This is a genomic window from Mycobacterium sp. (assembly GCF_032159565.1).
GTDB lineage: Bacteria > Actinomycetota > Actinomycetes > Mycobacteriales > Mycobacteriaceae > Mycobacterium.
The window spans coordinates 1-23614 of record NZ_JAVHWR010000124.1 but is presented as its reverse complement, the minus strand read 5'-3'; the positions used below and the strand labels follow the sequence as shown (position 1 = coordinate 23614).

General features: G+C 66.6%; 25 protein-coding genes. 10 read left to right on the top strand and 15 right to left on the bottom strand.

The window, feature by feature from the left end:
- Window positions 1-31 precede the first annotated feature (31 nt).
- From QOC76_RS15380 to QOC76_RS15360, 5 genes are read right to left on the bottom strand one after another with little or no spacing between them, the layout of a single operon-like run.
- Complete coding sequence (locus QOC76_RS15380) at window positions 32-1066, bottom strand: epoxyqueuosine reductase (protein ID WP_526357765.1); 1035 nt, start codon at window positions 1064-1066, stop codon at window positions 32-34.
- A 36-nt stretch (window positions 1067-1102) separates the two neighbouring features.
- The gene (locus QOC76_RS15375) at window positions 1103-1840 is read right to left on the bottom strand and encodes an SDR family NAD(P)-dependent oxidoreductase (RefSeq protein WP_526357763.1); all 738 of its coding nucleotides are present in this window, start codon (window positions 1838-1840) and stop codon (window positions 1103-1105) included.
- Window positions 1837-2304: a VOC family protein gene (locus QOC76_RS15370; protein WP_526357761.1), complete on the bottom strand. Its 468-nt coding sequence runs from the start codon at window positions 2302-2304 to the stop codon at window positions 1837-1839. The genes QOC76_RS15375 and QOC76_RS15370 overlap by 4 nt, the downstream gene beginning before the upstream one ends.
- Complete coding sequence (locus QOC76_RS15365) at window positions 2277-3743, bottom strand: flavin-containing monooxygenase (RefSeq protein ID WP_526357759.1); 1467 nt, start codon at window positions 3741-3743, stop codon at window positions 2277-2279. Before QOC76_RS15365 ends, QOC76_RS15370 begins: the two co-directional genes overlap by 28 nt.
- Entirely contained in the window at window positions 3740-4024 is a 285-nt protein-coding gene (locus tag QOC76_RS15360; RefSeq protein WP_526357757.1) for a hypothetical protein, read from the bottom strand. Before QOC76_RS15360 ends, QOC76_RS15365 begins: the two co-directional genes overlap by 4 nt.
- A 136-nt stretch (window positions 4025-4160) precedes the next feature.
- Between QOC76_RS15360 and QOC76_RS15355 the strand changes: the two genes are divergently transcribed.
- The 3 genes from QOC76_RS15355 to QOC76_RS15345 are packed head-to-tail and all read left to right on the top strand — an operon-like array spanning window position 4161 to window position 5716.
- Window positions 4161-4724, top strand: a complete 564-nt coding sequence (locus QOC76_RS15355; RefSeq protein WP_526357755.1) for a TetR/AcrR family transcriptional regulator — start codon at window positions 4161-4163, stop codon at window positions 4722-4724.
- Between the two features lie 55 nt (window positions 4725-4779).
- Entirely contained in the window at window positions 4780-5082 is a 303-nt protein-coding gene (locus QOC76_RS15350) for a hypothetical protein (protein WP_526357753.1), read from the top strand.
- Between the two features lie 49 nt (window positions 5083-5131).
- Window positions 5132-5716: a DUF6611 family protein gene (locus QOC76_RS15345; protein WP_526357751.1), complete on the top strand. Its 585-nt coding sequence runs from the start codon at window positions 5132-5134 to the stop codon at window positions 5714-5716.
- 38 nt (window positions 5717-5754) lie between these two features.
- Here QOC76_RS15345 and QOC76_RS15340 read toward each other — a convergent pair whose 3' ends face one another.
- Window positions 5755-7389 (bottom strand): fatty acyl-AMP ligase, encoded by a 1635-nt coding sequence (locus QOC76_RS15340; protein ID WP_526357749.1) that lies wholly within the window; start codon window positions 7387-7389, stop codon window positions 5755-5757.
- Between the two features lie 256 nt (window positions 7390-7645).
- Window positions 7646-8617, bottom strand: coding sequence for a 4-(cytidine 5'-diphospho)-2-C-methyl-D-erythritol kinase (locus QOC76_RS15335; RefSeq protein ID WP_526357747.1), 972 nt, complete (start codon window positions 8615-8617; stop codon window positions 7646-7648).
- An 84-nt stretch (window positions 8618-8701) separates the two neighbouring features.
- On the opposite strand from QOC76_RS15335, the gene QOC76_RS15330 reads away from it, so the two are divergent.
- The gene (locus QOC76_RS15330) at window positions 8702-9496 is read left to right on the top strand and encodes a serine/threonine-protein kinase (protein ID WP_526357745.1); all 795 of its coding nucleotides are present in this window, start codon (window positions 8702-8704) and stop codon (window positions 9494-9496) included.
- 3 nt (window positions 9497-9499) lie between these two features.
- Here the strand turns inward: QOC76_RS15330 and rsmA are convergent, their stop codons facing one another.
- The 3 genes from rsmA to QOC76_RS15315 form a co-directional block, all read right to left on the bottom strand.
- The gene (rsmA, locus tag QOC76_RS15325; RefSeq protein ID WP_526357821.1) at window positions 9500-10405 is read right to left on the bottom strand and encodes a 16S rRNA (adenine(1518)-N(6)/adenine(1519)-N(6))-dimethyltransferase RsmA; all 906 of its coding nucleotides are present in this window, start codon (window positions 10403-10405) and stop codon (window positions 9500-9502) included.
- Window positions 10402-11529 carry a transglycosylase family protein gene (locus tag QOC76_RS15320; RefSeq protein ID WP_526357743.1) on the bottom strand — a complete coding sequence of 376 codons (1128 nt, stop codon included), beginning with the start codon at window positions 11527-11529 and terminating at the stop codon, window positions 10402-10404. Before QOC76_RS15320 ends, rsmA begins: the two co-directional genes overlap by 4 nt.
- 103 nt (window positions 11530-11632) lie before the next feature.
- Window positions 11633-12514, bottom strand: a complete 882-nt coding sequence (locus QOC76_RS15315; RefSeq protein WP_526357819.1) for a TatD family hydrolase — start codon at window positions 12512-12514, stop codon at window positions 11633-11635.
- Between QOC76_RS15315 and metG the strand changes: the two genes are divergently transcribed.
- From metG to QOC76_RS15295, 4 genes are all read left to right on the top strand, one after another.
- Window positions 12501-14105 carry a methionine--tRNA ligase gene (metG, locus tag QOC76_RS15310; protein ID WP_526357741.1) on the top strand — a complete coding sequence of 535 codons (1605 nt, stop codon included), beginning with the start codon at window positions 12501-12503 and terminating at the stop codon, window positions 14103-14105. The two genes, QOC76_RS15315 and metG, sit on opposite strands and share 14 nt — an antisense overlap.
- 238 nt (window positions 14106-14343) lie before the next feature.
- Complete coding sequence (locus QOC76_RS15305) at window positions 14344-15528, top strand: NAD(P)/FAD-dependent oxidoreductase (protein ID WP_526357739.1); 1185 nt, start codon at window positions 14344-14346, stop codon at window positions 15526-15528.
- Window positions 15525-16463 carry an RNA polymerase sigma factor SigJ gene (sigJ, locus tag QOC76_RS15300; RefSeq protein ID WP_526357737.1) on the top strand — a complete coding sequence of 313 codons (939 nt, stop codon included), beginning with the start codon at window positions 15525-15527 and terminating at the stop codon, window positions 16461-16463. Before QOC76_RS15305 ends, sigJ begins: the two co-directional genes overlap by 4 nt.
- 12 nt (window positions 16464-16475) lie before the next feature.
- Window positions 16476-17765, top strand: a complete 1290-nt coding sequence (locus QOC76_RS15295; protein ID WP_526357735.1) for an aminodeoxychorismate synthase component I — start codon at window positions 16476-16478, stop codon at window positions 17763-17765.
- On the opposite strand, the gene QOC76_RS15290 is transcribed toward QOC76_RS15295, so the two are convergent.
- From QOC76_RS15290 to rsmI, 4 genes are read right to left on the bottom strand one after another with little or no spacing between them, the layout of a single operon-like run.
- On the bottom strand, window positions 17707-18444 hold the full coding sequence (locus QOC76_RS15290) for an alpha/beta fold hydrolase (RefSeq protein WP_526357733.1): 738 nt from the start codon (window positions 18442-18444) through the stop codon (window positions 17707-17709). The genes QOC76_RS15295 and QOC76_RS15290 overlap by 59 nt on opposite strands.
- A complete protein-coding gene (locus QOC76_RS15285) occupies window positions 18441-18839 on the bottom strand; it encodes a hypothetical protein (RefSeq protein WP_526357731.1) in 399 nt (132 codons plus the stop codon). The genes QOC76_RS15290 and QOC76_RS15285 overlap by 4 nt, the downstream gene beginning before the upstream one ends.
- 38 nt (window positions 18840-18877) lie before the next feature.
- Window positions 18878-19180: an alpha/beta fold hydrolase gene (locus QOC76_RS15280; RefSeq protein WP_526357729.1), complete on the bottom strand. Its 303-nt coding sequence runs from the start codon at window positions 19178-19180 to the stop codon at window positions 18878-18880.
- Window positions 19181-19192: 12 nt separating this feature from the next.
- Window positions 19193-20029 (bottom strand): 16S rRNA (cytidine(1402)-2'-O)-methyltransferase, encoded by an 837-nt coding sequence (rsmI, locus tag QOC76_RS15275; protein WP_526357727.1) that lies wholly within the window; start codon window positions 20027-20029, stop codon window positions 19193-19195.
- Between the two features lie 120 nt (window positions 20030-20149).
- Between rsmI and QOC76_RS15270 the strand changes: the two genes are divergently transcribed.
- Both QOC76_RS15270 and QOC76_RS15265 read left to right on the top strand, forming a co-directional pair.
- Complete coding sequence (locus QOC76_RS15270) at window positions 20150-21625, top strand: dolichyl-phosphate-mannose--protein mannosyltransferase (protein WP_526357817.1); 1476 nt, start codon at window positions 20150-20152, stop codon at window positions 21623-21625.
- Between the two features lie 113 nt (window positions 21626-21738).
- Complete coding sequence (locus QOC76_RS15265) at window positions 21739-22599, top strand: type IV toxin-antitoxin system AbiEi family antitoxin (RefSeq protein ID WP_526357725.1); 861 nt, start codon at window positions 21739-21741, stop codon at window positions 22597-22599.
- 47 nt (window positions 22600-22646) lie between these two features.
- On the opposite strand, the gene QOC76_RS15260 is transcribed toward QOC76_RS15265, so the two are convergent.
- A partial coding sequence (locus tag QOC76_RS15260) for an arginine deiminase (protein ID WP_526357723.1) occupies window positions 22647-23614 on the bottom strand: 968 nt, incomplete at its 5' end.

Sequence of the window (23614 nt, the reverse complement as noted above, 5' to 3'; positions counted from 1 at the left end):
CTGCGGGCGCTCGCGGCTGCCGAGCGACCGTTCAACGTCCACTGATGCCGCTGTTCACCACCTTGACCTGCTTGTGCGGGAAGCGGCGCTCGGCGTGGGCTTTCGCATCGGAGTCCGGTAGCACGTAGAGCGTCTCCTTCTTGTCCTGCAACGGCTTGAGCACCAGGTCCATGAAACCCTTGCGGTCGTCAAGGTAGGGCTCGATGACGTCTTCGCCTGCGGGGCACACCGCAAGGCAGTACGCCGCCTTGTAATTCGCCTTGAACGACAGGCTCTGCCACATCGATGCGTTCTCGGAATCGCTGACGCGGGAGCGGAAGTCGGCGCCGTTCTCGCTGTCGGCGATGGTCTGAGCCCAGTCGGTGAAGCCGCCCATGAACTCGCGATAGTTGTGCACCGAACACGCGACGAAGTCGAAGTCGCCGTTCTTCTTTATCGCGCCGACGGGGCATGCCGCAACGCACAGCTTGCACTCCAGGCAGGGCGAATAGTCCAGCGGCTGACCGTAACTGCTGATCGCCGCGTCCACCATAATCGTGCCCAGCAGGATGAAGTTGCCGAACTTGGGGTGGATCACGTTGCGGTGGATGCCCATGACGCCGAGGCCGGCGGCGACCGCGACCGGTTTGTGTGCGACCACCCAGATGCGGCCGGGAAACCGGTCCATCTCCATGGGGAACGACATCGACGGGTTGATTGCGCGGTGGCCCGCGTCTTCCAGCGCCCGGGTGATCCGGTGCGCCGCCTCGTTCATCAGCTCGCCGCTGCGATGGAATTCCTGGTTGGCAACACTGCGCGCAGTTGACCGGACGTTGTCGCGGTTCATCTTGACCACCAGGGAGATGAAGCTGCGGGTGCCGGGGAGCGCCGCCTCGACGTGCTCGCGTTCCGACGCGAGATCGGCGTTGTCGATGCTGGCGAATGCGACGTCGTCGGCCCCCGCGTCCAGACACACCTGGCGCAGCCAGTCCGCGTCGATGAGGCCCGGTTTCCTGCGGCTCCGCGACCGGACCTTGAGGACCGTCGGGTGATCGGCGATGCGCGGGGGCAGTTTGTCGACCGTCATGCTGAGTACAGTACACAATACTCAGCATGACGGTTGTTAATCTTTCTTTCGCTGTGCCAGGAGGCGCTGCACCTGCCCGTAGGAGTCGATCGGGCTGTGTAACGCCAGCCCACCGTCGGCGAACACGGTTTGCCCTGTGACCCAGGACATTTCGAGAACTGCGACGATCGCCTCGGCGATATCGTCGGCCTCGCCGAGCCGGCCGAGCGCGGTCCGTTCGGTGAGCCCGTCGACCCAACCCGGCAGCTGCTCGGGGTTGGCGAGCATGGGCGTGCGGGTGACGCCGGGGCCGACGGCGTTGACGCGGATGCCGTGTAAGCCCCACTCCGTCGCCGCCACCCGCACCAGCATGTCGATGCCCGCCTTGGACACGCAGTAGGCGCCCATGTCGCGGTCGGCGAGCGTCCCGCTGATGCTGGACACCGCGACCATCGACCCGCCCGCGCCCTGATCGACCATCGCCCGGGCGACGGCGCGCATCGTCAACCAGGTCCCCGTCAGGTTTGTGTCGATGACCCGCTGCCAGTCCGCCGTCGTCTGCTCGAGCAGCAGGCCTGATGCGCCGATGCCCGCGCACGCGACGAGCCGGTTGGGGACTCCGTGACCGGCAACCGTCCGGTCGATCGCGGTGGCCACCGAATCGGGATCGCCGATGTCGCAATCGATGTCACCGCCGTTGAGGTCCCACACGACGACGTCGTTTCCCGCGGCGCGCAGCCGGTCGGCAACCGCACGTCCGATGCCGGATGCTCCGCCCGTGACTATCGCGCTCATTGCGGTGGGCCGATCAGCTCGACGCGGACGCCGTCCGGCGCGGTGATCACCGCCATCGCCACCTTCTTTCCGCCAGGTGCGGGCATCTCGATGCGGCGAACCCCGTCGTCGAAGCCGAGGCCCGCCAGCGTGGCCAGCGTCGGGTCGACGTCGCGCTGCAGCGACAGCAGGAAGAAGCCGAACCCCGGAACATCCGTTGGCGGATGCCTCGCCTCGGCGCGGATGTCCCTGTGCTCGTCGCGTGCGCCGACGAGCACTACCAGTTCCACGATGCCGGTGTCGGGCGTTTCGGGATCGCCGAGGAAGATCGACCGCAGCTGATCGGTGGCCGCTCCGAACAACGTCGGCCAGTCGCCGGTGAAGGTGTGGTCGAACAATTCGGTGAAGCCGAGACCGTCGCGCCAGAACCGCATCGAGGCGTCGACGTCGGCGGTCACTATCGCCGTGTGGTGGATTCCTGGCACGCGATCGATTCCTTCCGGTCGAAATCGTGGAGTTCTACACGGGCAAGCATTTCGACGAACGTTGTTCCGCTGTAAGGGCATTGGGTAACGACCTTGCCGTTTGGATGGCGGTAATAGCTGTTGCAGTTGGCCAGCCACACCGTGCCTTGCATCGCCCGCTGAATCTCGGCGTTGTAGGTGTCGTGGACGTCACGCCTGACGTCCACGGCTTGCACGCCCGCCGTGGCCATGTCGTCGAGGATGCGACGGACGAACTCGGCCTGGGCTTCGAGGATGTAGATGATCGAGGTGACGCCGTTCGTGTTGGGTCCGTACAGCGTGAACAGGTTCGGGTAGCCCGGTACGACGGTGCCCAGATACGCCTCGGCGCCGTCGCGCCAGTCGTCGCGCAGTCGACGGCCGCCGGTTCCGTACACGTCGAGGCTGAGCAGGTAGTCGGCGGCGTGGAAGCCGGTTCCGTAGATGACGGTGTCGAATTCGTGGTCGTCGCCGTCGGCGGTGCGCAGGGCGCACTCGGTGAACTCGGCGATCGGCGACGTCTCCAGCGTGACGTTCGGCCGCGCGAACGTCGGGAACCAGGCGCGCGACTGCAGGGGCCGCTTACAGCCGACGGGATACGACGGGGTGAGCTTGGCGCGCAGTTCCGGGTCGGCGACCTTGCGGGCCAGGTACTCGCGGGCCATCTCGGTCAGACCCTTGGTCATCTCGGAATCGGCGCCGAAGTTGGCGGATTCGTACGCCTGAAACGCCGCATCGCGAACCTTCAGGGCCTCCTCCGGGGCATGCTCGAACAGCTCCTGCTGCTGCGGGGTGAACGGCTCGTCGTAACGCGGACTCACCCAGATCGGCGTGCGCTGGAACACCGTCAGGTGCGCGGCATCGGCCGCGATTTCGGGAACGTATTGAATCGCGCTTGCACCCGTTCCGATCGACGCGACGCGTTCGCCCGCAAGCGATCTCGTGTGATCCCAGTTCGATGAGTGAAATGCCCGACCGCGGAATCGGTCGGCGCCGGGAATCTCGGGGATGTTGGGCACGTCGAGCATTCCGACCGCGCTCACGACGGCGTCGAACTCGTAGGTCGCGCCGTCGGCGGTTTCGATCGACCACTTCTGTGCGTGGCCATCCCAGCGCAGTTCGGTGACGAGCGTATTGCCGAGGAGATGCTCGGTCAGCCCGTGGTCGGCTGCCACCCGCTCCAGATACGCGAGGATTTCCGGCTGCTGGGCGAACGTCTTGCTCCACCGCGGGTTGAGCGCAAACGAGTACGAGTAGAAGTGCGAAGGGACATCACACGCCGCACCGGGATAGGTGTTGTTGCGCCATGTTCCGCCGAACCCGTCGGCTCGGTCGAAGATCGTGAAGTCGTGGCCTGCGGCCGCGAGCTGGATGCCCATCGCGATGCCGCCGGGCCCGGCTCCGATGACCGCGACCGTCACAGGAACGAGTTCTCCGCGGTCAGCCCGCGTTCGGGGAACGCGCCGAGCGCGAACGTCTCGGCATTGCCCAGACCCGTGCCGCCGGCTGGATCTTCGACGCGCACAAGCAGATCACGCAGCTGATGCAGTTCGCGGGCGGTCTCGTCGCAGCGTTCGAACGGCGCCGCGATGGACGTGAAGGTGTTGCAGAACAGCCCCAGTCCGGGGTTGGCCGGCTGCCACATGAACGGTACCGACGCGTCGAAGTCCCACGGGATCGTGTCGACCATGAACTTCGTCATTGTCGCCACCTCCCAGTCGATGGCCGTCGCTGGCTTACCATTCTGCGCACATCTGTCTCGCACTGTCATGCAGGCACACAGCCGCCCGGCAGCTGCTAGCGTGACATTCGAACCCCTAGATGTAAAGGGCGCGATTGTGGCAACCCGCTCGTCCCCCGACGCCGAACTGTCGACGCGGCGCCGAATCCTCGCGGCCACGTTCGTGGTGCTGGCGCGAGACGGGCGACGCAAGCTGCAACTGTCCGACGTCGCCGCCGAGGCCAAGGTCTCGCGCCCGACGCTGTACCGGTACTTCGGTTCCAAAGAGGGACCGCTCGAGGCGTTCGGCCTCTACGAGCAGGACAACTTCGACTCCGGAATCGCCGCGGCGATGGCAGGATTGAGCGGCGCCGATCGCCTGGACGCCGCGTTGCGCTTCATCGTGGAGTTCCAGAGCACGTACTCACTGGGTTCGCTCGCCGACATCGAACCCGAGCATGTGCTGCACCAGATGAAGCGGGTGCTCCCGATCATGCACGAGCGCATCGCCCGCATCATTTCCGGCGACGAGAACGAGGTCGCGGCCTCGGCGGTCGTCCGTATCGCTATGTGCCACTACATGATTCGTAGCGGCAGTCCCGGTCAGTTTCTCGCCGAACTGCGCCACACCGCGGGCCTGGGCACGTCTCGACGGCGCATGAAACGCGCCGCGGCCGGCTAGCCTGCCAACCAGCCGGTGACCTTTTCGGGATCAGCCGCTGTTCGAGATGCAGGAAATGGCCTACGCCGTCGAGGATTTCGGCGTCGGAGCCTGGCCCTACGTCGAGTACGGCGCGCGCATACTGTACGAGAACGGCCATCGCACGAGACGTGTCGTCGATGTCGCCGAAGGTGCGCAGTGCGGCCGCGGTCGCCTCGCGGGCGTATTACATACAGCCGCGGTACGTACACATCAATGGCTTTACATGTGGAGGTGCGTCTGTAAACTTGATCGGCTGCCGGGCATCGGCCAGGGCGACCACTTCCTCACCCGAGCGCCGATCCTGCCCGCATGGATGGTCTCCGCCGTCCGGCGTTAAGAACCCGTCGCGAACCGTCAAGGAAGCGTTCGGATACCACGTTTAGCGGGTGGGCCAGCGTAAACCCGACGGTATGCAAGAGAAGATGGAAAACCGCCCCGGTCGACTGCGCAGCTGGTGCGCCCGGCTGCTCGACGGCGAGAACCGGTGGGGTTTCGTTCGCATCCAGATCGACCGCTTCGGCGTGACGCGCTACCGGCTGGTGGTCTATCCGCCCGGCATCAGCGATGACCAGCGCCGTCGTCTCCGCATCTGGCGTGGCGCGCCGATCTGGGGCGCGGTGCTGTGGTTCGTGGCGGAGGTCTTCCTACAGCAAGTGATCGGACCGTGGGCCACGCTGGCGATTTCCACGGGCACGGTCATCGCGCTGGTCGCGGTCGCGCTGATGCGTGCCGACGAAACACGCGCGCGGGTCCGCGCCATCGGTGTGGTGACGATGGCGGGCCATAAAGATGTGGCTACAGTTGCCGCTCGTGACAATCTGCTGGCGAAGGCCATGACGCTGACGTATGCCGACGAGCGCGTCGACGAGGAGCGCATGTCGCCGCTCGATCACGAGGCGCTCTGGTGGCAGATCTACGAGCAGTTAGCGCCCGCTGGATCTGTCGCGAGCGAGCGCAAAATGCCGCAGTAGCACGGCGTGTCCGGGTACAGACACGCACGCTCGCGGGGTTAGGTGACCAGCGAGACGGAGTTCGCGCGCCGCAGCTTGCCCGACGGCGTCTTGGGGATGGTGCCGGGCCCCAGCACCACGACATTGCGTGGCCGGACGTCGACCTCGCCGACGACCTCGTGGGCCACCTGACGCTCGATGCGGTGCACCTCGGCCGGGTCCTCCCACGCGTTGGACTCCACCGCGACGGCGAAGGTCTCGCGGGAGTGCCCGGCGTCCAGGCGCACCGCGACGGCGCAGCCCGGCCGGACGCCCTCGACGCGGCCGGCGGCCCGCTCGATGTCGGTGGGATAGATATTGCGGCCCGCCATGATGATGACGTCTTTCACGCGACCGCAGACCACGACGTGGCCTTGGTCGGTCAGGTAGCCGAGGTCGCCGGTGTCGTACCAGCCCTGCTCGTCCTGCGCGGGGATGAAGCCGCCCATGGTGATGTAACCGGGCGTGACGGGTTCGCCGCGCAACTCGATGATGCCGACGCCGCGAGTCGGCATCACATTGCCCTGCTCGTCGATGATGCGGGCCTCGAGCCCCTCGAGCAGCGGGCCGAGCGTGGCCAGCCTGCGGGTGTTGCCCTTCGTCGCGGGCACCGCGCGCCGCAGAGCGGCCAGCAGGTCGCGGTCGACCTCGTCGACCACCAGGCCGGCGTTGCATTCGGAGAAGGACACCGCCAGCGTCGTCTCGGCCATCCCGTAAGCGGGCAGGATCGCCGAGGGCTCCAGCCCGAACGGCTTACCCGCATCGAGCAGGTCCTCGACGTCGGCCGGCTCGACGGGTTCGGCGCCCGAGAGCGCGAAGCGCAGCGTCGACAGGTCGAATTCACCCGGCTGGGCCTGCCTGCGCAGCCGCTTGGCCAGCAGCGCGTACGCGAAGTTCGGCGCCGCGGTCATCGTGCCCTTGTATTTGTCGATCAGCCGAGCCCACAGCAGGGTGTCGCGCAGGAAGTCCATCGGCGTGACCTTGACCAGCTCGGCACCGAAGTACATCGGAATGGTCAGGAAGCCGACCATGCCCATGTCGTGGAAGCAGGGCAGCCAGCTGACCATGACGTCCCTGTCCACGTCGTACTTGGCGCCGATGAACATCGCCTCGGCGTTGGAGTGGATGTTGCGGTGGGTGATCTGCACGGCCTTCGGCGATCCGGTTGAGCCCGACGTCAGCTGCATCAGTGCCAGTTCGTCCTCGCCGACCTCGATCGGGTCGATCGGATCAGACGCGAGCAGATCGGTCACCGTCAGCACCTTGATGCCCTGCTCCTCGAGCACGGGAATCGCGATCATGAACGGTTCGGAGACGATGACGGCCTTGGCCTCGATCATCTGGACGACGTTCATCGTGTCCTCGGCCCAGACCACGAGGTCGGTGCGCGGAGTGGGCTGATGGAGCATCGTCAGACTGGCGCCACGCATCCACAGGCCCTGGGCGGTCGGGGCGATCTCGACGGGGAAGCCGGCCAGCACGCCGACGGCGTCGCCACGTCCGATGCCCGCGGCGGCGAGGCCACCCGCGATCTGGCGGGCCCTCTCGTGCACCTCTCCCCAGGTGTGGCGAATGGGTTCGTGCGGTTCTCCGGTGACCATGCCCGTAGTGGCGTCACGGGCACTGCGGTACATCTTGTCGGTGAATCTGCTCACGACAGCCTCCTCGGGGTCCCCGCAAATGCCAAGGTGTAATGCTCCGCCTGCTCATAGGCGCTTTCACGTCGGCGCGCATACGTTTGTAGCGCAGTTATGTCTCGATTCGGTGATGCGGTAAGGCGACACGCCCGCTCGCCGGGACTCCCGGCAGCGGCGATATTTGCGTCCACTCCTTGACCGCGAATTTTCACCGTTAGTCATCTTATGCAACTCTTAAGTAACTGCCAAACTCATGCAGTAATTGAGGTTTGCGTCACACCTGTGGAGTGGGCGCGGGAACCACCCGGGCACCCTGCACCGGCCCGCTTGCCACCCGCACCGTGCGGCACACCCCGGCGCCGGCCAATTCGGCGCCGACCTCGACGGCCGAGGTGGCTGAGGCGCACAGAAACGCGCAGGTCGGGCCCGAGCCGGACACGATTCCGGCCAGCGCGCCTGCCTCGACGCCCGCCCGCAGCGTCCGGCGCAGCCCAGGATCGAGGCTCAGGGACGCGGGCTGCAGGTCGTTGCCCAGCAGCGGCGCGAGGCTGGCGGGATCGCCGGAGGCAAGGGCCGCCAGCACGGGTTCGGCATCGTCCAGGCGCGGCGGCAGGGTCCGGTCCTGCGACTCGCGCAACTGGTCGGCCTCGGCGAACACAGCCGGGGTGGACAGGCCGCCGTCTGCGAACGCCAGCACCCAGTGAAAGGTGTTTCTGGTCAGCACGGTCGCCAGCTCCTCGCCGCGGCCGGTGCCCAGTGCGGTGCCTCCGTGCAGGGCGAACGGAACATCGCTGCCCAATTCGGCGGCCATCGAATGCAGGTCGCGGCGCGGCACACCGAGCTCCCACAGCGAGTTCATCGCGACCAAAACGGCCGCCGCGTCGGCGCTTCCGCCTGCCATTCCGCCCGCGACCGGGATCGACTTCTCGATGGTGATCGCGACATCGGGCCCCCTGCCGACATGCTCGGCCATCAGCTCGGCGGCCTGCCAGGCCAGGTTGCGCTCGTCTGTGGGCAGCGCCCCCGGGCCCTCGCTGCCCTCTCCCAGTATCTCCAGCGAGAGCATGTCGGCGGTTCTGACGGTGACCTCGTCGAGAAGCGATACCGCATGAAAAACGGTGGTCAGCTCGTGATAGCCGTCGTCGCGGCGATCACCGACGGCCAGATAGAGATTGACCTTGCCCGGCACCCGCACGGTGACCGACCCAGTAGGAACCCACTCGGATGCGGTGTTGCCGTTGGACACGGCACGACCCTAGCGCCGAGGCGCCGCGAACAAATAGTCATGCGGCCAGAAAAGCCGGGCGGACACCCGGCCTACGCTGGAATCGTGCTTGTGGTCGGCGGTGACTTCGCGGGTTATGTCATCGACGCAACGCTCGGCCGGGGCGGGCACGCCACCGTATACCGGGCCCACCGACCTGCCGGTCCCGATCGTGCGGTGGCGCTTAAGGTTCTCGACGAGCACCACCGCGGTGAGGAGCAAATCGCCCGGCTACGAAGAGAATTCGAGTTCGCACACCAGCTCGACCACCCACACATCGTGACGGTGTACGACAGCGGCGTCGGCTGGCTCACCATGGAGATCATCGACGGTGGCACGTCAAGCGCACTGCCGAACACGCAGACCAGGTTGACCGCGCTGCGCCAGATCGCCGCTGCGCTGGATTACACCCACCGGTGCGGAATCGTCCATTGCGACGTGAAACCGTCCAACATTCTTGTCTCGCATGACCTTTCCCGTGCTGTGCTCATCGACTTCGGGATCGCATGTGCGGTCGCGGAGACCGTGGGGTGGCGTGCGAAACACATCGAGGCCTCGCTGCCGTACACGGCGCCGGAGCTGCTGCGCGGCAGGCCGCCGTCGGCCCTGACGGATCAGTACGCGTTGGCGTGCACGGCGGTCGAGCTTCTGCTCGGCGCACCCCCTTACTCAGGGGCAGGCACCTGGATGCAACTCGTGGACGCTCATCTCAACCGGCAGGTGCCGAGCTACTCGGACAAGATCGCCTGGGTACCGCGTCGTTTCGACTCGTGGTTGCATCGCGCGTTGGCGAAACTCCCCGAGGCCCGATACGACTCCTGCACGGAGCTCATCGAGCAGCTCACCCGCGCGCTGGAGTAGCGGCTAGGGCAACTCGACCGGCTGGATCACCCTTTTCGTCTGGGGGTCCCAGACCCCCGAGCGCTCCAGCAGCCTCACGAAGTCGGCGATGGACAAGGTCTCGCCCCGTCGCGACGGGTCGATGCTGGCGGCCAGCAGCCGTCGCGCCGACTCGTTGCCGCTCCCCGCCCATTCGGCGAATGCGTTGCGAGACGTCTTGCGACGCTGGGCGAAACCGATGTCGATCAGGTTGAACACCTGCTGGCGGAAGCCGGGATCCGTCGGCCACGGCGTGGTCTCGTACCGGTCGATGCGGACCAGCCCCGAGTACACCCGTGGGATCGGCCAGAACACCGTCGGCGACACCATGCCGTGCCTGCGCACCTTGCCGTAGAACCTGACCTTCGCGCTGGGCACGCCGTAATCCTTGCCGCCGGGCTCGGCCGCGAGACGCTCGGCCACTTCGGCCTGCACCATCACCATGACGGTCCGGATCGACGGGAAGTCGGCGAGCAGATGCAGCAGTGCGGGCACGGCGACGTTGTAGGGCAGGTTCGCGACCAGGGCCGTCGGCTCTTCGGGCAGGTCGCCCGGCTGCAACTCGAGCACGTCTTGGTGCAGCACCGAAAGCCTGTTGATCTCGCTGTGCGAGTGTTCGGCGACGGTGTGCGGCAGCTGACCCGCCAGTACGGGGTCGATCTCGACGGCGGTGACGTGCGCTCCGCGGTCCAGCAGCGCGAGAGTCAGCGAGCCGAGGCCGGGGCCGATCTCCAGGACATGGTCCTGACGATTGATCCCGGACGCCGAGACCACACGACGCACAGTGTTCGCGTCGTGGACGAAGTTCTGGCCGAAAGACTTACGCGGCCGAAAATCAAGCTCTTTGGCCAGGTGCCGAATTTCAGTCCGGCCCAGCAGTCTGATTGTCAGGACGCCCCCACTCTCCCGCTACATACGGGCCACGCGCCCCATCCTTGACGGGCCCGGGTGACCTCAGCAATCGTGATCTGCTCTTCGCGCGTTGCCAAATCGGCCCTCGCAGCATACCTCAGACCACCGTTTCGCTCCCAGGTATTTTGATCAAATTGCACGCCACCGAAAAATCCGTTGCCGGTATTGATCCCCCAGTTGCCACCCGCCTCACACTGGGCCAGCGCATTCCAGGTGCCGCCATTGCTCACCGGAGGCACCTCGGTACCCGGCTTCGTACCCACCCGCAGCACCCCGTCGACGGACGGCGCGACGACGACATTGGCTACTGGCAATCTCCCGGTTTCGGTCCCATTGACCTTGGCGATGGCAAACGTTACGTCCTGAATTCCCGGAGTTCCTGGGTTTTCGACGACCTGGCGACTCATATTCATCGTCGGATCCTCGACCCGCTGGTTGGCCGGCGGTAACGGTACGCGCTGGGTAACCTTCTCGATTCGGACACGCGTCACCTGGATCTGCATGTCCTCCACGACCGGGGACGCGGCGGCGGGCACCACCGTGTCGCTCTGTTCCAGCGGAGCGCCTGCGGCGGCCAGCAGGCCGGCGACGTTCGGCGCGGCCAGATGCACGGTTCGCACGGCGCCACCATCGTTGATCTGCACGTTCTTGGCGCTCACCACCGGTAGCGACATGCCGCCGAGCGGTACTCGGCTGCCGCGCGAGGCCGCCGCGGGCGCCTTGTCGGTCATCGCAAGCTGGGCCAGCGCCTCGTCGACGGTGGACGCCGTGGTCCACACCTCGCGGCTGTTCTGGCCGTCCAGCGAGAGCTGCAGAGGCCGGCTGCGCCGTAGCACGATGGTGTCGGACTGGTGCACCGCCTGGTCGCCTGCCGGGTAGAGATCGTCGCGATCGCCGACGTCGTAGCCGTTCTCCGTGATGACGTCGATGACGTGAGATTTCATCGTCGCAACGGTCATCTGGGTGCCGTCGACGGTCAGCGTCACGGTCTTGTGCGCCGCGACAGCGAAGCCGCCGGCGAAGATGAGCGCCAGCAATGTGACGAGTACCAGTGCCCGCAGGTGCGGCGAGCGCGACTCGTGGAGTTTCGTTAATGCATTCAAATCAGTGCAATTCCCCGACTCGGACCCCGGTCTGCTTCAGTGCCCCCGCCATCGATCACAAGACGGTAACGAACCCGCTCAGCAACAGCAACTCGGTCACCATTCACGGCGCGTTCACCGAGAAGCCGTACACGCGGGCTGCGGTTGCCGACGTGTTCCGGGCCACGTCGGCGGCGGGCCGGTCCACCATATCGGCGAGTGCGCGCACTGTGTACGGCAGGCAGTAGGGCTCATTCGGCGCGCCCCGGTGGGGGTGCGGAGTCAGAAACGGCGCGTCGGTCTCCACCAGCAGCTGTCCGGGAGGGATGAGTGCGGCCGCCTCGCGCAGCGCGCGGGCGTTGCGGAAGCTGACGCTGCCCGACAGGCTCAGCACCCAGCCCGCGTCGACACACGTCCGCGCCATCTCGGCGTCCGAAGAGAAGCAGTGGAAGATCACCGTCGGCGGCGCGCCCTCCGCCCGCAGCACGTCGAGCACGTCGGCGTCGGCGTCGCGGTTGTGGATCATCAGCGGCTTGCCGGTCCGCTTGGCCAGCTCGATGTGCCAGGCGAAGGCGTCGCGCTGTTCGCTCAGCGTCGCGCATCCGTCGAGTCGGCCGGGCCAGTAGTTGTCCATGCCGGTCTCCCCGATCGCCACCACGCGGGGATGGCCCGCCAGCCGTTCGATGACTGTCTTCGCCTCGTCGGTGAGCGCGTTGGCCCGCGTCGGGTGCAGCGCCACGGCCGCATACACGCGCGGATCCCAGTCGGCGGCCTCGGTGACCCAGCGGGCGGAATCCAGGTCGTCGGCGATGGTGACGACCGCCTGCACGCCGACGGCCGCGGCGCGGTCCACGATCGCGCGCACATCGTCGGCGGTGACGGCGCCGCACGCGTCGAGGTGAGTGTGCGCATCCACCAACGGACTCAACGGCTCGGGAGGCGGCGGCGCCGGACGGGTGGTGCTCACCGCCACACCATAGGCTGAGGGAGAAATGAGCACCGCCATCCCCGGCGCGAGGACGCGCACCCCAGGGAACCCGTACTACATAACGACAGCGATCGCCTATCCCAACGGCGATCCGCACATCGGCCATGCCTACGAATACATCGCGACCGATTCGATCGCCCGGTTCAAGCGGCTCGACGGATTCGACGTGCGGTACCTCACCGGCACCGACGTGCACGGGCTGAAGATGGCCGAGACCGCGGCGGCGCTGGGCATTCCGACCGCCGAGCTGGCGCGGCGCAATTCCGATGTGTTCCAGCGGCTGCAGGACAAGCTGAACATCTCCTACGACCGGTTCATCCGCACGTCCGACGCCGACCACTACGAAGCGTCCAAGGAGATCTGGCGCCGGATGAACGAGAGCGGCGACATCTACCTCGACGCGTACAAGGGTTGGTACTCGATACGCGACGAGCGCTTCTTCACCGAGGGCGAGACCACCGTCGGCGCCGACGGGGTGCGCATCGCGACCGAGACCGGAGCGCCGGTGACGTGGACCGAGGAGCAGACCTACTTCTTCAGGCTGTCGGCCTACGCCGACAAACTGCTCGCCCACTACGAGTCCCATCCCGAATTCATCGGGCCGGACGTCCGGCGAAACGAGGTGGTCAGCTTCGTCTCCGGCGGGCTGCGCGACCTGTCGATCTCGCGCACGACGTTCGACTGGGGCGTGCCGGTCCCCGGCCATCCCGACCACGTGATGTACGTGTGGGTCGACGCGCTGACCAACTATCTGACCGGGGTCGGCTTCCCCGACACCTCCTCGGAACTGTTCAAACGGTTCTGGCCCGCCGATCTGCACATGATCGGCAAGGACATCATCCGGTTCCACACCGTGTACTGGCCGGCGTTCCTGATGTCGGCGGGAATCGAGTTGCCGCGCAGGGTTTTCGTGCACGGCTTCGTCCTCAACCGAGGCGAGAAGATGAGCAAGTCGGTGGGCAACGTCGTCGACCCGGTGAACCTCGTCGACACCTTCGGCGTCGACCCGGTGCGCTACTTCTTCCTGCGCGAGGTGCCGTTCGGCCAGGACGGCAGCTACAGCGAGGACGCGATCATCGCCCGCATCAATGCCGACCTCGCCAACGAACTGGGCAACCTGGCGCAGCGGTCGCTGTCGATGGTCGCCAAGAACCTCGACGGAATCGTTCCGGAGCCGGGCGAATTCACCGACGACGACCGCGCGCTTCTGGATCGCGCAGGTGATCAGCTGTTGTCGACGGTGCGGGCGCACTTCGATGCGTCCGCGATGCATCTCGCGCTGGAGACGATCTGGCTGATGCTCGGCGAGGCCAACCGCTATTTCTCGGCGCAGGAGCCGTGGGTGCTGCGCAAGTCCGAGTCCGAGGCCGACCAACAACGATTCCGCACGGTGCTCTACACCACGATGGAGGTTGTCCGGGTGGCCGCGCTGCTGTCGCAGCCGGTGATGCCGGAGTCGGCGGCCAAGCTGCTGGACCTGCTCGGTCAGCCCGACGACCAGCGGACCTTCGCCGCGATCGGCACCCCGCTCGCGCCGGGTACCGCGCTGCCCGCCCCGGTCGGGGTGTTCCCGCGGATTGTTCTGCCGGAAGGCGTCTCGTCGGGTTAGGAGTTCGGCTCCCCGACCACAGGGTGACTTTCCCTCGCGAGCAGACGCAAAGGCCCAAGTTTTCAATTGATTTTGCGGGCGTTTGCGTCTGCTCGCCAGAATAGGTGAGTGACGCTCGTCACGTCTTGTCACGTCTCACGGCTCGTCGGTGTCTTGAGGGCATCACCGAAAGAACATCGCGCACGCGAGGAGCGAAAGAACACCGCGCACGCGCGGAGCGAAAATGACAGGAGACATCATGACCGGGACACGCCCCCACGTCGTCGTCATCGGCGGCGGATACGCGGGCACGCTGGCGGCCAACCATCTGCGGCTGCGTGGCGACATCGACATCACGCTGGTCAATCCTCGCCCCAAGTTCGTGGAGCGGATCCGACTGCACCAGCTGGTCGCGGGAACCGGCGAGGCGACCGCCGACTACGGCACGCTGCTTGGCGAAGGCATCCAGCTGCTCGTGGACAGCGCCATCAGGATCAACACCGCCGCACAGACCGTGGAATTCGCCTCGGGTCGCAGGCCGGTGCACTACGACTACGTCATCTACGCCGTCGGCAGCACAGGAGCCGTCCCGGCGTCCGTTCCAGGCGCGGCCGAATTCGCCTATCCGATAGCCGAATTGGAGCTGGCGCAACGACTGCGCACCGCCATCGACGAGCTACACCCCGATGCGCCGGTCACCGTCATCGGGGCGGGACTGACCGGAATAGAGGTGGCCTCCGAGCTGGCCGAGCAGAGCCGCAATGTCACGTTGGTCTGCGGGGGTCAGCTTGCCCCTTCGCTGTCCGAGCCGGGCCGTCGGTCCGTCGCAAAGTGGATGCACAAACACGGAGTGACGGTGCTGGAGTCCGACGTCGTGGCCGAGGTCCGCCGCGGGGCGGTGGTTTTCGCCGACGGCGCGGTGCGCCCGAGCGCGATCACCATCTGGACGGCCGGTTTCGGAGTGCCCGCTCTGGCCGCCGACAGCGTGTTGCGCACCGACGCGCTGGGCAGGCTGCTCACCGACGAAACCCTGACAAGTGTCGACGACGCACGCATCGTGGCCGCGGGTGACTGCGCCGCTCCGTCGGGCCGACCGCTGCGGATGAGCTGCCAATCGGCGGGCCCACTCGCCACGCAGGCGGCGGACACCGTCTTGAGCCGCATCGCAGGCGAGGAGCCTGCTGTCATCGAACCGAAGTTCGTCGCGCAGTGCGTCAGCTTGGGCAGGCACGGGGCCACACTGCAATTCACCCACGAGGACGATGCGCCTGCGAGGTTCTACCTCGGTGGTCGCTTGGCCGCCTCCATGAAGGAGGCAGTCTGCAGAGGCACGCTGTGGGGGCTGCGCCGGGAGGCACGCAAGCCCGGTTCGGCGTTTCTGTTCAAGGGCTCCAAGCGTGAAGTTGAGCCCGCGGTCGATGCCCAGGTGGTCACGAACCCGTGACCACCTTCGGCGGGAACCAGATTGCCGGCTCAGCCGGCGGCGAACACGCCGAGCGGTTCACCCACCTGCGGCCGCTGCTGTTCACGATCGTCTACGAAATTCTCGGTTCGGCAACCGAATCCGACGACGTGCTGCAGGACAGCTATCTGCGATGGGCCGAGGTCGACCTCGCGACGGTGCGGGACACCAAGTCGTATCTGGCGCAGTTGGTGACCCGCCAGGCGCTCAACGCACTACGGGCGGGCGCCCGCCGTCGCGAGGAGTACATCGGCCCGTGGCTGCCTGAGCCGCTGCTGCTGGACGACCGTGACGCCTCGACAGATGTCGTTCTCGCCGAATCGGTTTCGATGGCGATGCTTGTGCTGCTCGAAACCCTCACCCCGGACGAGCGGGCGGTGTTCGTGCTGCGCGAGGTCTTCGGGTTCGACTACGACGAAATCGCCGGCGCCGTCGGGAATTCCGCGGTGAACGTGCGTCAGGTGGCGCACCGTGCACGCGAACACGTGCAGGCGCGGCGCAAGCGCTTCGAGCCCGCCGACTCGGCCAAGACGGCCGAATTGACCGAACAGTTCATGACGGCGGCGTCGACGGGTGATGTGGACGGCCTGATGGCGCTGCTGGCACCGGATGCCACGTGGACCGCCGACAGCAACGGCAAGGCGACGGCAGCGCGCAGGCCTGTCGTCGGTGCCCGCAAGGTCGCGGCCATTCTGTCCGCCCTCTTCCGTGTTGCGGCAGAGCGCATGCCGGATGTCCGGTTCGAGACGGCCGTCTACAACAGCTCACCCTCGATCGTGGTGTACAACGGCGACCAGCTCGAAGGCGTCTTCCTCATCGAGATCGTCGACGGCTTGATCAGCCATTTCTATGCGATGCGCAACCCGGACAAGCTGTTGGGCATCGCGGTCCCGAGGGAGATCAGCCGCACCGTCTGACAAGCTTGGTCGATGCGGACCGAGCGGCTCGGCGATCTCGGCGGTGCCCCAGGGGTGCTGCGCGCGGTGGCCGCCGCTGCGGATCGGCACGGAATGGCGCCACCCGCCGCGCTGATCGGCGAATGGTTCGGCTCGGGCGCTGTCATCGCGCCGTCGTTGACGGTGTCCGATGTCACCTATAGCGATTTCGGCGCGCTCACCGACGCTCAGCGCACGCCGGCGCGCCGAAATCGCTCCGACGCGGCGGTCGGGGGTGGCTGGTTCGGATATCTGTCGTATCCAGACGCGGCTGCCGACGGACGCCAAGGTCGCGTTCCCGACTCGGCGGGCGGCTGGACCGACTGCGTGCTGCGCCAGGACGGCGACGGCCACTGGTGGTATGAAAGCCTTTCCGGCGCCGCCCTTTCGGAGTGGGTTGCCGAAGCATTACGAAGCCCGTTGCCGCCGAGGCCGTTCGGCATCACCTGGAGCGACGCCGACCGTGGAGCCCACCGCCGCGGGGTGCTCGACTGCCTGGAGGCGATCGCCGCGGGTGAGATCTACCAGGCATGTGTGTGCACGCAGTTCGCGGGCCGGCTCGACGGTGCGCCGATCGACTTCTTCGTCGACGCCGTGGCACGCACCTCGCCTGCGCGGGCGGCGTATGTTGCGGGCGACTGGGGTGCGGTGGCGTCGTTGTCGCCGGAATTGTTCCTGCGACGAGCAGGCGATGCGGTCACGTCGAGCCCGATCAAGGGGACGTTGCCGCGGACGGCCGATCCCGCGGCGCTGCGGGCGTCGGCCAAGGACGTCGCCGAGAACATCATGATCGTCGACCTGGTCCGCAACGACCTGAGCCGCGTCGCGGTGACCGGCACGGTGACCGTGCCCGAACTCCTCGCGGTGCGGCCGGCTCCTGGCGTGTGGCATCTGGTGTCGACGGTGTCCGCGCGCATGCCCGTCGACGTGCCGATCGCTGCACTGCTGGACGCAGCGTTCCCACCTGCGTCGGTCACCGGCACGCCCAAGACGCGTGCCCGGCAGTTGCTCACCGGGTGGGAGCAGCATCGGCGCGGGGTTTATTGCGGCACAGTGGGTTTGGCTTCACCGGTCGCCGGGTGTGAATTGAACGTGGCGATTCGCACCGTGGAGTTCGCAGCCGACGGCTCGGCGGTGCTCGGCGTCGGCGGGGGCATCACGGCCGACTCCGATCCCGACCGCGAATGGGACGAGTGCCTACACAAGGCGGCCCCGATCGTCGGCGCTATGCGTACCGGTGGCAGCGCTCGAGCAGGATCTCGGCGAGCAGTTCCGGCTCGCTGACCATCAGGTTGTGGCAGGTGTCGATCGGCAGCACGGTGTGCACGCCACCGAGTGCGGCGATCGATCTGCGCTGTGACGCCGCGGAGAGCGCCCGGTCACGCAGCGTGAGGATCCAGGTCCGCGGCACATCGTCGGGCATTCGGGAGCGGTCGACCTTGTCGAAGATGATCGACGGCGATTCGGCGTAGAAACAGGCCCGGTTGAACGTCCGCTGCGGACGCGTCATCCCGTTGCAGAAGACGAACTCCGCCAACGAGTTCGGCAGGGTGCCCGACATGCCGGTGTCAGCCTTACGGCGGGTGTACCAACCCACCAGGCCCGGCAGTGTGTCGACTACGCACTTGCCTGCCGGTGGGACGAACGCCGCAGCGAGCACCATCTCCCGTACTCGTGAGGATCCGAGTTTCGCCACGACGCCGGGGACGGTGAGCCCGGCCAGGGAATGGCCGACGATGACGAAGTCGTCGACTCCCGCATCCTCGATGTCGGCGAGCAACGAGTCCACCCAGTCGTCGATGGTGGCGGTGAGAAGATCGCCGGGCTTGTCGCGCCGGCCGGGAAGGTCGAGTGCGATCACCCCGAAGCCCGGTGCGCGACGCCGGATTTCGTCGACGGTCGGATTCCAGCAGTCGGCGGCGTGCTGGCCGCCGTGCACGAGCACCAACGCGGGCAGGCTCATTTCGCGTACCGCCGACAGCGTTCGACCAGTATTTCGGCCACCCGTTCGGGCTCGATGACCATCAACGCGTGCCCGCAGTCGATTGGGATCAACGTGTCCACGCCGCCGATCGCCGCGATACTGGCCCGTTGTTCCTTCCGAGAGTGCGTGCGGTCGCGCGTGGTCAGAATCCAGCTGCGGGGCACCTCGGTCGGCATTCCGCGCCGAGTCACCGTCTCCAAAAGAATTCGATTGGATTCCGGATAAAGGCGTCCTGCCATGAAGCGACGTCGTTCACGGGTCGCGCCGTTGAGGAAAAACAATCTCGCCAGAAGAGGTGGCACAACGTATGGCGCAGTTTTCTTGGCGTTGCGGTGCGCGATATGTGCGGTCAACGGAGCGATGACGTCCACCATCGCGCTACCTTCGGGCGGGACGCACGCTGCGGCGAAGATCATTTCGCGGACGCGGGGCGCACCAGGCTGGCGACGACGCCGGGCACCGTCACCCCTGCCATCGAATGACCGACGATCACGACCTCTTTCAGCCCGGCCGCATTGACGTCGGTGACGATCGAGTCGACCCAGTCGTCGATGGTGAGCGTCGCCAGATCACCCTGCTTTCCACGCCGCCCCGGCAGGTCGACGGCGAGCACTGTCAATTCCGGTGCCAGTCGCCGTATTTCGCCGATCGTCAGATTCCAGCAGTCGGATGCGTGCGCACCGCCGTGCACAAGCACCAGTGCGGGCCATGCCATGGCGCCTCCCGGTCAGTCGCGCGAGCGCAGAACCGCATCGTAAAGCTCACGCTTTGACGGCGCCCCGGGATTCGCGGCGACCACCTCAGCACAAGCGTCCTTGACCCGCGCGCCGTCGTCGACGAGCGCGTTCACCGCTGCCACCAGGGACTCCAGATCGGCTTGCGGCTCGGCGCCTGCCAACACCACGGTGATCTCGCCGAGCACGCCGTCGGCGGCCCACTCGGCGAGTTCGGCCAGCGAGCCGCGAACGATCTCCTCGTGGGTCTTGGTCAGCTCCCGGCAGACCACTGCGCGCCGCTCCGGCCCGAGCACTTCGACGGCGTCCTGGAGGAACGCCCCGAGCCGTCGCGGCGACTCGAAGAACACGGCGGTTCGCTCCTCGGAAGCCAAACCCGTCAGCCACGTGCTGCGCGCCGAATGCTTGCGTGGCGGAAAGCCCTCGAAGCAGAACCGGTCGGCGGGCAGCCCGGACACCGCCAGCGCCGTCGTCACCGCCGACGGGCCGGGCAGACAACTCACCTTCAACCCGGCCTCCACACAGGCCGCCACCAACCGATAGCCGGGGTCGTTGATCACGGGCATGCCGGCGTCGCTGACCACCAGCACTGTCGCGCCGCCCCTGATGTCGTCGACCAGTGCAGGCACGCGCGTCGACTCGTTCTGGTCGAACAGGCTCACCACCCTGCCCGCGATGCGGACGTCGAGGGCCTTCGCCAGTGTGCGGACCCTTCGGGTGTCCTCGGCGGCCACCACGTCGGCGCCGCCCAATGCGTTGATCAGCCGGGCGGAGGCGTCGGTGGGCAACCCCAGCGGGGTGGCCGCGAGCAGCAATCGTCCGGGGCTCATCCCGCACAGCCTACGATCGTTCGCGTGACCGCCCCCACCACCGGACCGCGCACGCGAGAAGCACAGGAGGAGCAGCCGACGGCCGCGCGATCGGTTCCAGTGATCAGCCCGGGCCCGCTGATGCCCGTCGCGGACTTCGGGCCCGTCGACCGGCTCAACGGCTGGACGATGACGGCGGTCATCACTGCGCTGGCGGCGCTGACGCGGTTCCTCAACCTCAACTCGCCGACCGATGCGGGCACGCCGATCTTCGACGAGAAGCACTACGCGCCGCAGGCCTGGCAGATGCTGTTCAACCACGGCGTCGAGGACAACCCCGGCTACGGGCTGGTCGTGCACCCGCCGGTGGGCAAGCAACTGATCGCGATCGGCGAGGCGATCTTCGGCTACAACGGGCTGGGCTGGCGGTTCACCGGCGCGGTGTTGGGCGTCATCGGGATCGCCCTGGTGGCTCGCATCGTGCGGCGGATGACCCGATCGACGATGGTCGGCGCCATCGCGGGCCTGCTGCTCATCGCCGACGGCGTGAACTTCGTGGCGTCACGCACCGCGCTGCTCGACGGGTTTCTGGCGTTCTTCGTGGTGGCGGCGTTCGGTGCGTTGATCGTCGACCGCGACCAGGTGCGGGAACGGATGCACATCGCCCTGCTCGAGGGCCGCATCGGCGAATCACCGTTCGGCCCCCGGCTGGGCGTTCGGTGGTGGCGCTTCGGCGCCGGTGTGCTGCTCGGATTGGCTTGTGCAACAAAGTGGTCCGGCCTGTACTTCATCGTGTTCTTCGGGCTGATGACTTTGGCGTTCGACGTCGCCGCCCGCAGGCAATACCGCGTGCCGCGGCCCTGGGCGGGCACGCTGCGGCGCGACGTCGGCCCGGTCGTCTACGCATTGGGACTCATTCCGTTCGGCGTGTACCTGGCGTCGTATGCGCCGTGGTTCGCGTCGGAGACCGGGGTGAACCGCCACGAGGTCGGCCAGTCGATCGGGCCGGGCGGCTTTCTGCCGGACGCGATCCGTTCGCTGTGGCACTACACGTACGCGGCATACCGGTTTCACTCCGGGCTGACCAACGCCGACGGAAACCATCACCCGTGGGAGTCCAAGCCGTGGACGTGGCCGATGTCGCTGCGGCCGGTGCTTTATGCGATCGACCAGGAGAACGTCTCCGGATGCGGCGCGCAGTCATGTGTGAAGGCCGTGATGCTGGTCGGCACGCCCGCGATGTGGTTCATCGCGGTGCCGGTTCTCGGTTGGGCGCTGTGGCGGGCGTTCGTGAAGAGGGATTGGCGCTACGGCGCGGCTCTCGTCGGCTACGGTGCGGGTTTCCTGCCGTGGTTCGCCGACATCGACCGGCAGATGTACTTCTTTTATGCGGCGACCATGTCGCCCTTCCTCGTCATGATGATCGCGATGATCTGCGGCGACATTTTGCATCAGCCGAACCAGAACCCCGAACGAAGAACGCTCGGCCTCATTGCCGTCAGCTGCTATGTGGCCTTAGTGATCACGAACTTCGCGTGGATGTACCCAATTCTCACGGGCTTACCGATCTCGCAGTCGACGTGGAATCTGGAGATCTGGCTTCCGAGCTGGCGGTAGCCCGGCGGGGCTGAAGATTGCACGGAGGGCTGTTGCGAGGCGTAATCCACAGCCGTGTGTGCAATCTTTCGAGTGCCGCTCAATTTGTCGGGTCGATTCGACAGCATCGCGGCATGCGAGACGTGTTCGTCGGGAGTGACGCCTTGGCTCGCGGCGGCATGACTCGCGCACGCCTGCGCTGGAATTATCGAACGATCTTCCCGGACATCTACTTGCCGAAGCAGACAGTGCCGTCGCTCAGACAGCGGACTCATGGCGCTTGGCTGTGGTCGGGCCGAAAAGGTGTCATCACCGGCCGCGCGGCAGCCGCGATGCACGGCGCCCTGTGGGTAGCCGTCGACTCACCGATCGAAATGATCTGGCGATGTGGTCGGCCGCCACCAGGCATCGAGGTGCGCAATGAACGAATCGACGCGGCCGACATCGTCGACATCGGCGGCATTGCCGTAACGACTCCCGAACGCACAGCGTTCGACCTGGCACGCCACCTTCGGCGCGACCCTGCGGTGGCTCATCTCGATGCGCTTGCACAGGCGACTCGGATCACCCCACCACAAGTGAGCCTGCTCGCCGACCGCTATCCGCGAGCTCGGGGCCTATCCCGCGCTCGAATCGCGTTGTCGTTGATGGACGGTGGTTCGCAATCGCCTCAGGAAACACGGCTGAGACTGATTCTCATCGATGATGGGCTACCACCGCCACGCACCCAGATCATGGTGAGCGACGGGATTAATCGGGCGTTCATCGACATGGGCTACGACGAGCCGATGGTCGGCCTCGATTACGACGGCAAGCACCACCTGACCGATCGCGATCGCTACGTGCACGACATTGGACGGGCCGAGCTGATTGACCGAGAAGGCTGGATCGACATCCATGTCGTTGCCGAACACAGCAGGCGATACATCCTGCATCGCGTTTACCAAGCCTTCGCGCGGCGCGGCTATGCCCCAAGATTGCGCACAGGGTCGTGATTCTCGATGGATCGCAGCCTTCACTGCAATCTTGCGGGTCGCGGCGATTACAGCGGGTCGCGCGCTGCGGGACAGGACATACAGCGCGGGCCGCCGCGGCCGGTCCCCAGCTCTGAGGCAGCGATCGGCAACACTTCGATGCCCGAATCGGCGAGGCGCGCATTGGTTTCGACGTTGCGCTCGTAGGCCACCACGACACCGGGCGCCACCGCCAGCGTGTTGTTGCCGTCGTCCCACTGCTCGCGCTCGGCCGTGACGGGATCCAGGCCCGTGTCGATCACGCGCAGCTTGCCGATCCCCATCGCATCCGCTGCGGCGTCGACGAACGGCGCCGCTCTGGAGATCGTCACACCGCTGCCCTTCTGGCTGATCGTGAACGCCGACAACGAGTCGACGATGTTCGGATACATCACTACGGCGTCCGTGTCGACCATCGTGCACACCGTGTCGAGGTGCATTTGCGCGCGCTCCTGAGCGATGGGCACGGCGAGCACCGTGTGCGCAAGATCATCGTCGAACAGGCTGCGCGCCAACGCCTCGGCGCCTGCGGGCGTGGTCCGCTCCCCCACCCCCACCGCGACGACACCGGGCGCCAGCAGCAGAACGTCTCCACCTTCCACCGGCGCCGACCGTGATTCGTACGCCCGCCGCACGCCGAGGAAGCGCGGGTGGTGGGCGTAGATCAGGTCGGTCAGCGACGTCTCGCGCACTCGCGCAGGCAGCGCCAGCGAAGTGATGGCCACTCGCGCACCGATCCAGAACGACGAGTCGCGGGTGAACAACAGGTTGGGCAGCGGGTCGATGACGAAGTCCGCGCCGTGATGCATCCGTCGCACCAACGAGAATTCGTTCTCACCGAACGGCAGCTCGTTGAACGTCATGCCTGCCGTAAGGACGTGAGCCAGATCGTCGGCATTCAGCGTGCGCAGGTAGGCCGAAAGTTCCTGCGCCAGAGGCAGCCCGAGCCGACGCGAGTCGACGGCGGCCGAGATACCGTGCATTCGCGCCGCACCGC

Bases quoted from the DNA above. Each gene is read 5' to 3' on its own strand.
- QOC76_RS15380 (WP_526357765.1), bottom strand. From the start codon at position 1,066: ATGACGGTCGACAAACTGCCCCCGCGCATCGCCGATCACCCGACGGTC.
- QOC76_RS15375 (WP_526357763.1), bottom strand. From the start codon at position 1,840: ATGAGCGCGATAGTCACGGGCGGAGCATCCGGCATCGGACGTGCGGTT.
- QOC76_RS15360 (WP_526357757.1), bottom strand. From the start codon at position 4,024: ATGACGAAGTTCATGGTCGACACGATCCCGTGGGACTTCGACGCGTCG.
- QOC76_RS15350 (WP_526357753.1), top strand. From the start codon at position 4,780: ATGGCCTACGCCGTCGAGGATTTCGGCGTCGGAGCCTGGCCCTACGTC.
- metG (WP_526357741.1), top strand. From the start codon at position 12,501: ATGAGCACCGCCATCCCCGGCGCGAGGACGCGCACCCCAGGGAACCCG.
- QOC76_RS15315 (WP_526357819.1), bottom strand. From the start codon at position 12,514: ATGGCGGTGCTCATTTCTCCCTCAGCCTATGGTGTGGCGGTGAGCACC.
- QOC76_RS15305 (WP_526357739.1), top strand. From the start codon at position 14,344: ATGACCGGGACACGCCCCCACGTCGTCGTCATCGGCGGCGGATACGCG.
- QOC76_RS15295 (WP_526357735.1), top strand. From the start codon at position 16,476: ATGCGGACCGAGCGGCTCGGCGATCTCGGCGGTGCCCCAGGGGTGCTG.
- QOC76_RS15290 (WP_526357733.1), bottom strand. From the start codon at position 18,444: ATGAGCCTGCCCGCGTTGGTGCTCGTGCACGGCGGCCAGCACGCCGCC.
- QOC76_RS15285 (WP_526357731.1), bottom strand. From the start codon at position 18,839: ATGGTGGACGTCATCGCTCCGTTGACCGCACATATCGCGCACCGCAAC.
- QOC76_RS15280 (WP_526357729.1), bottom strand. From the start codon at position 19,180: ATGGCATGGCCCGCACTGGTGCTTGTGCACGGCGGTGCGCACGCATCC.
- rsmI (WP_526357727.1), bottom strand. From the start codon at position 20,029: ATGAGCCCCGGACGATTGCTGCTCGCGGCCACCCCGCTGGGGTTGCCC.
- QOC76_RS15270 (WP_526357817.1), top strand. From the start codon at position 20,150: ATGCCCGTCGCGGACTTCGGGCCCGTCGACCGGCTCAACGGCTGGACG.
- QOC76_RS15265 (WP_526357725.1), top strand. From the start codon at position 21,739: ATGCGAGACGTGTTCGTCGGGAGTGACGCCTTGGCTCGCGGCGGCATG.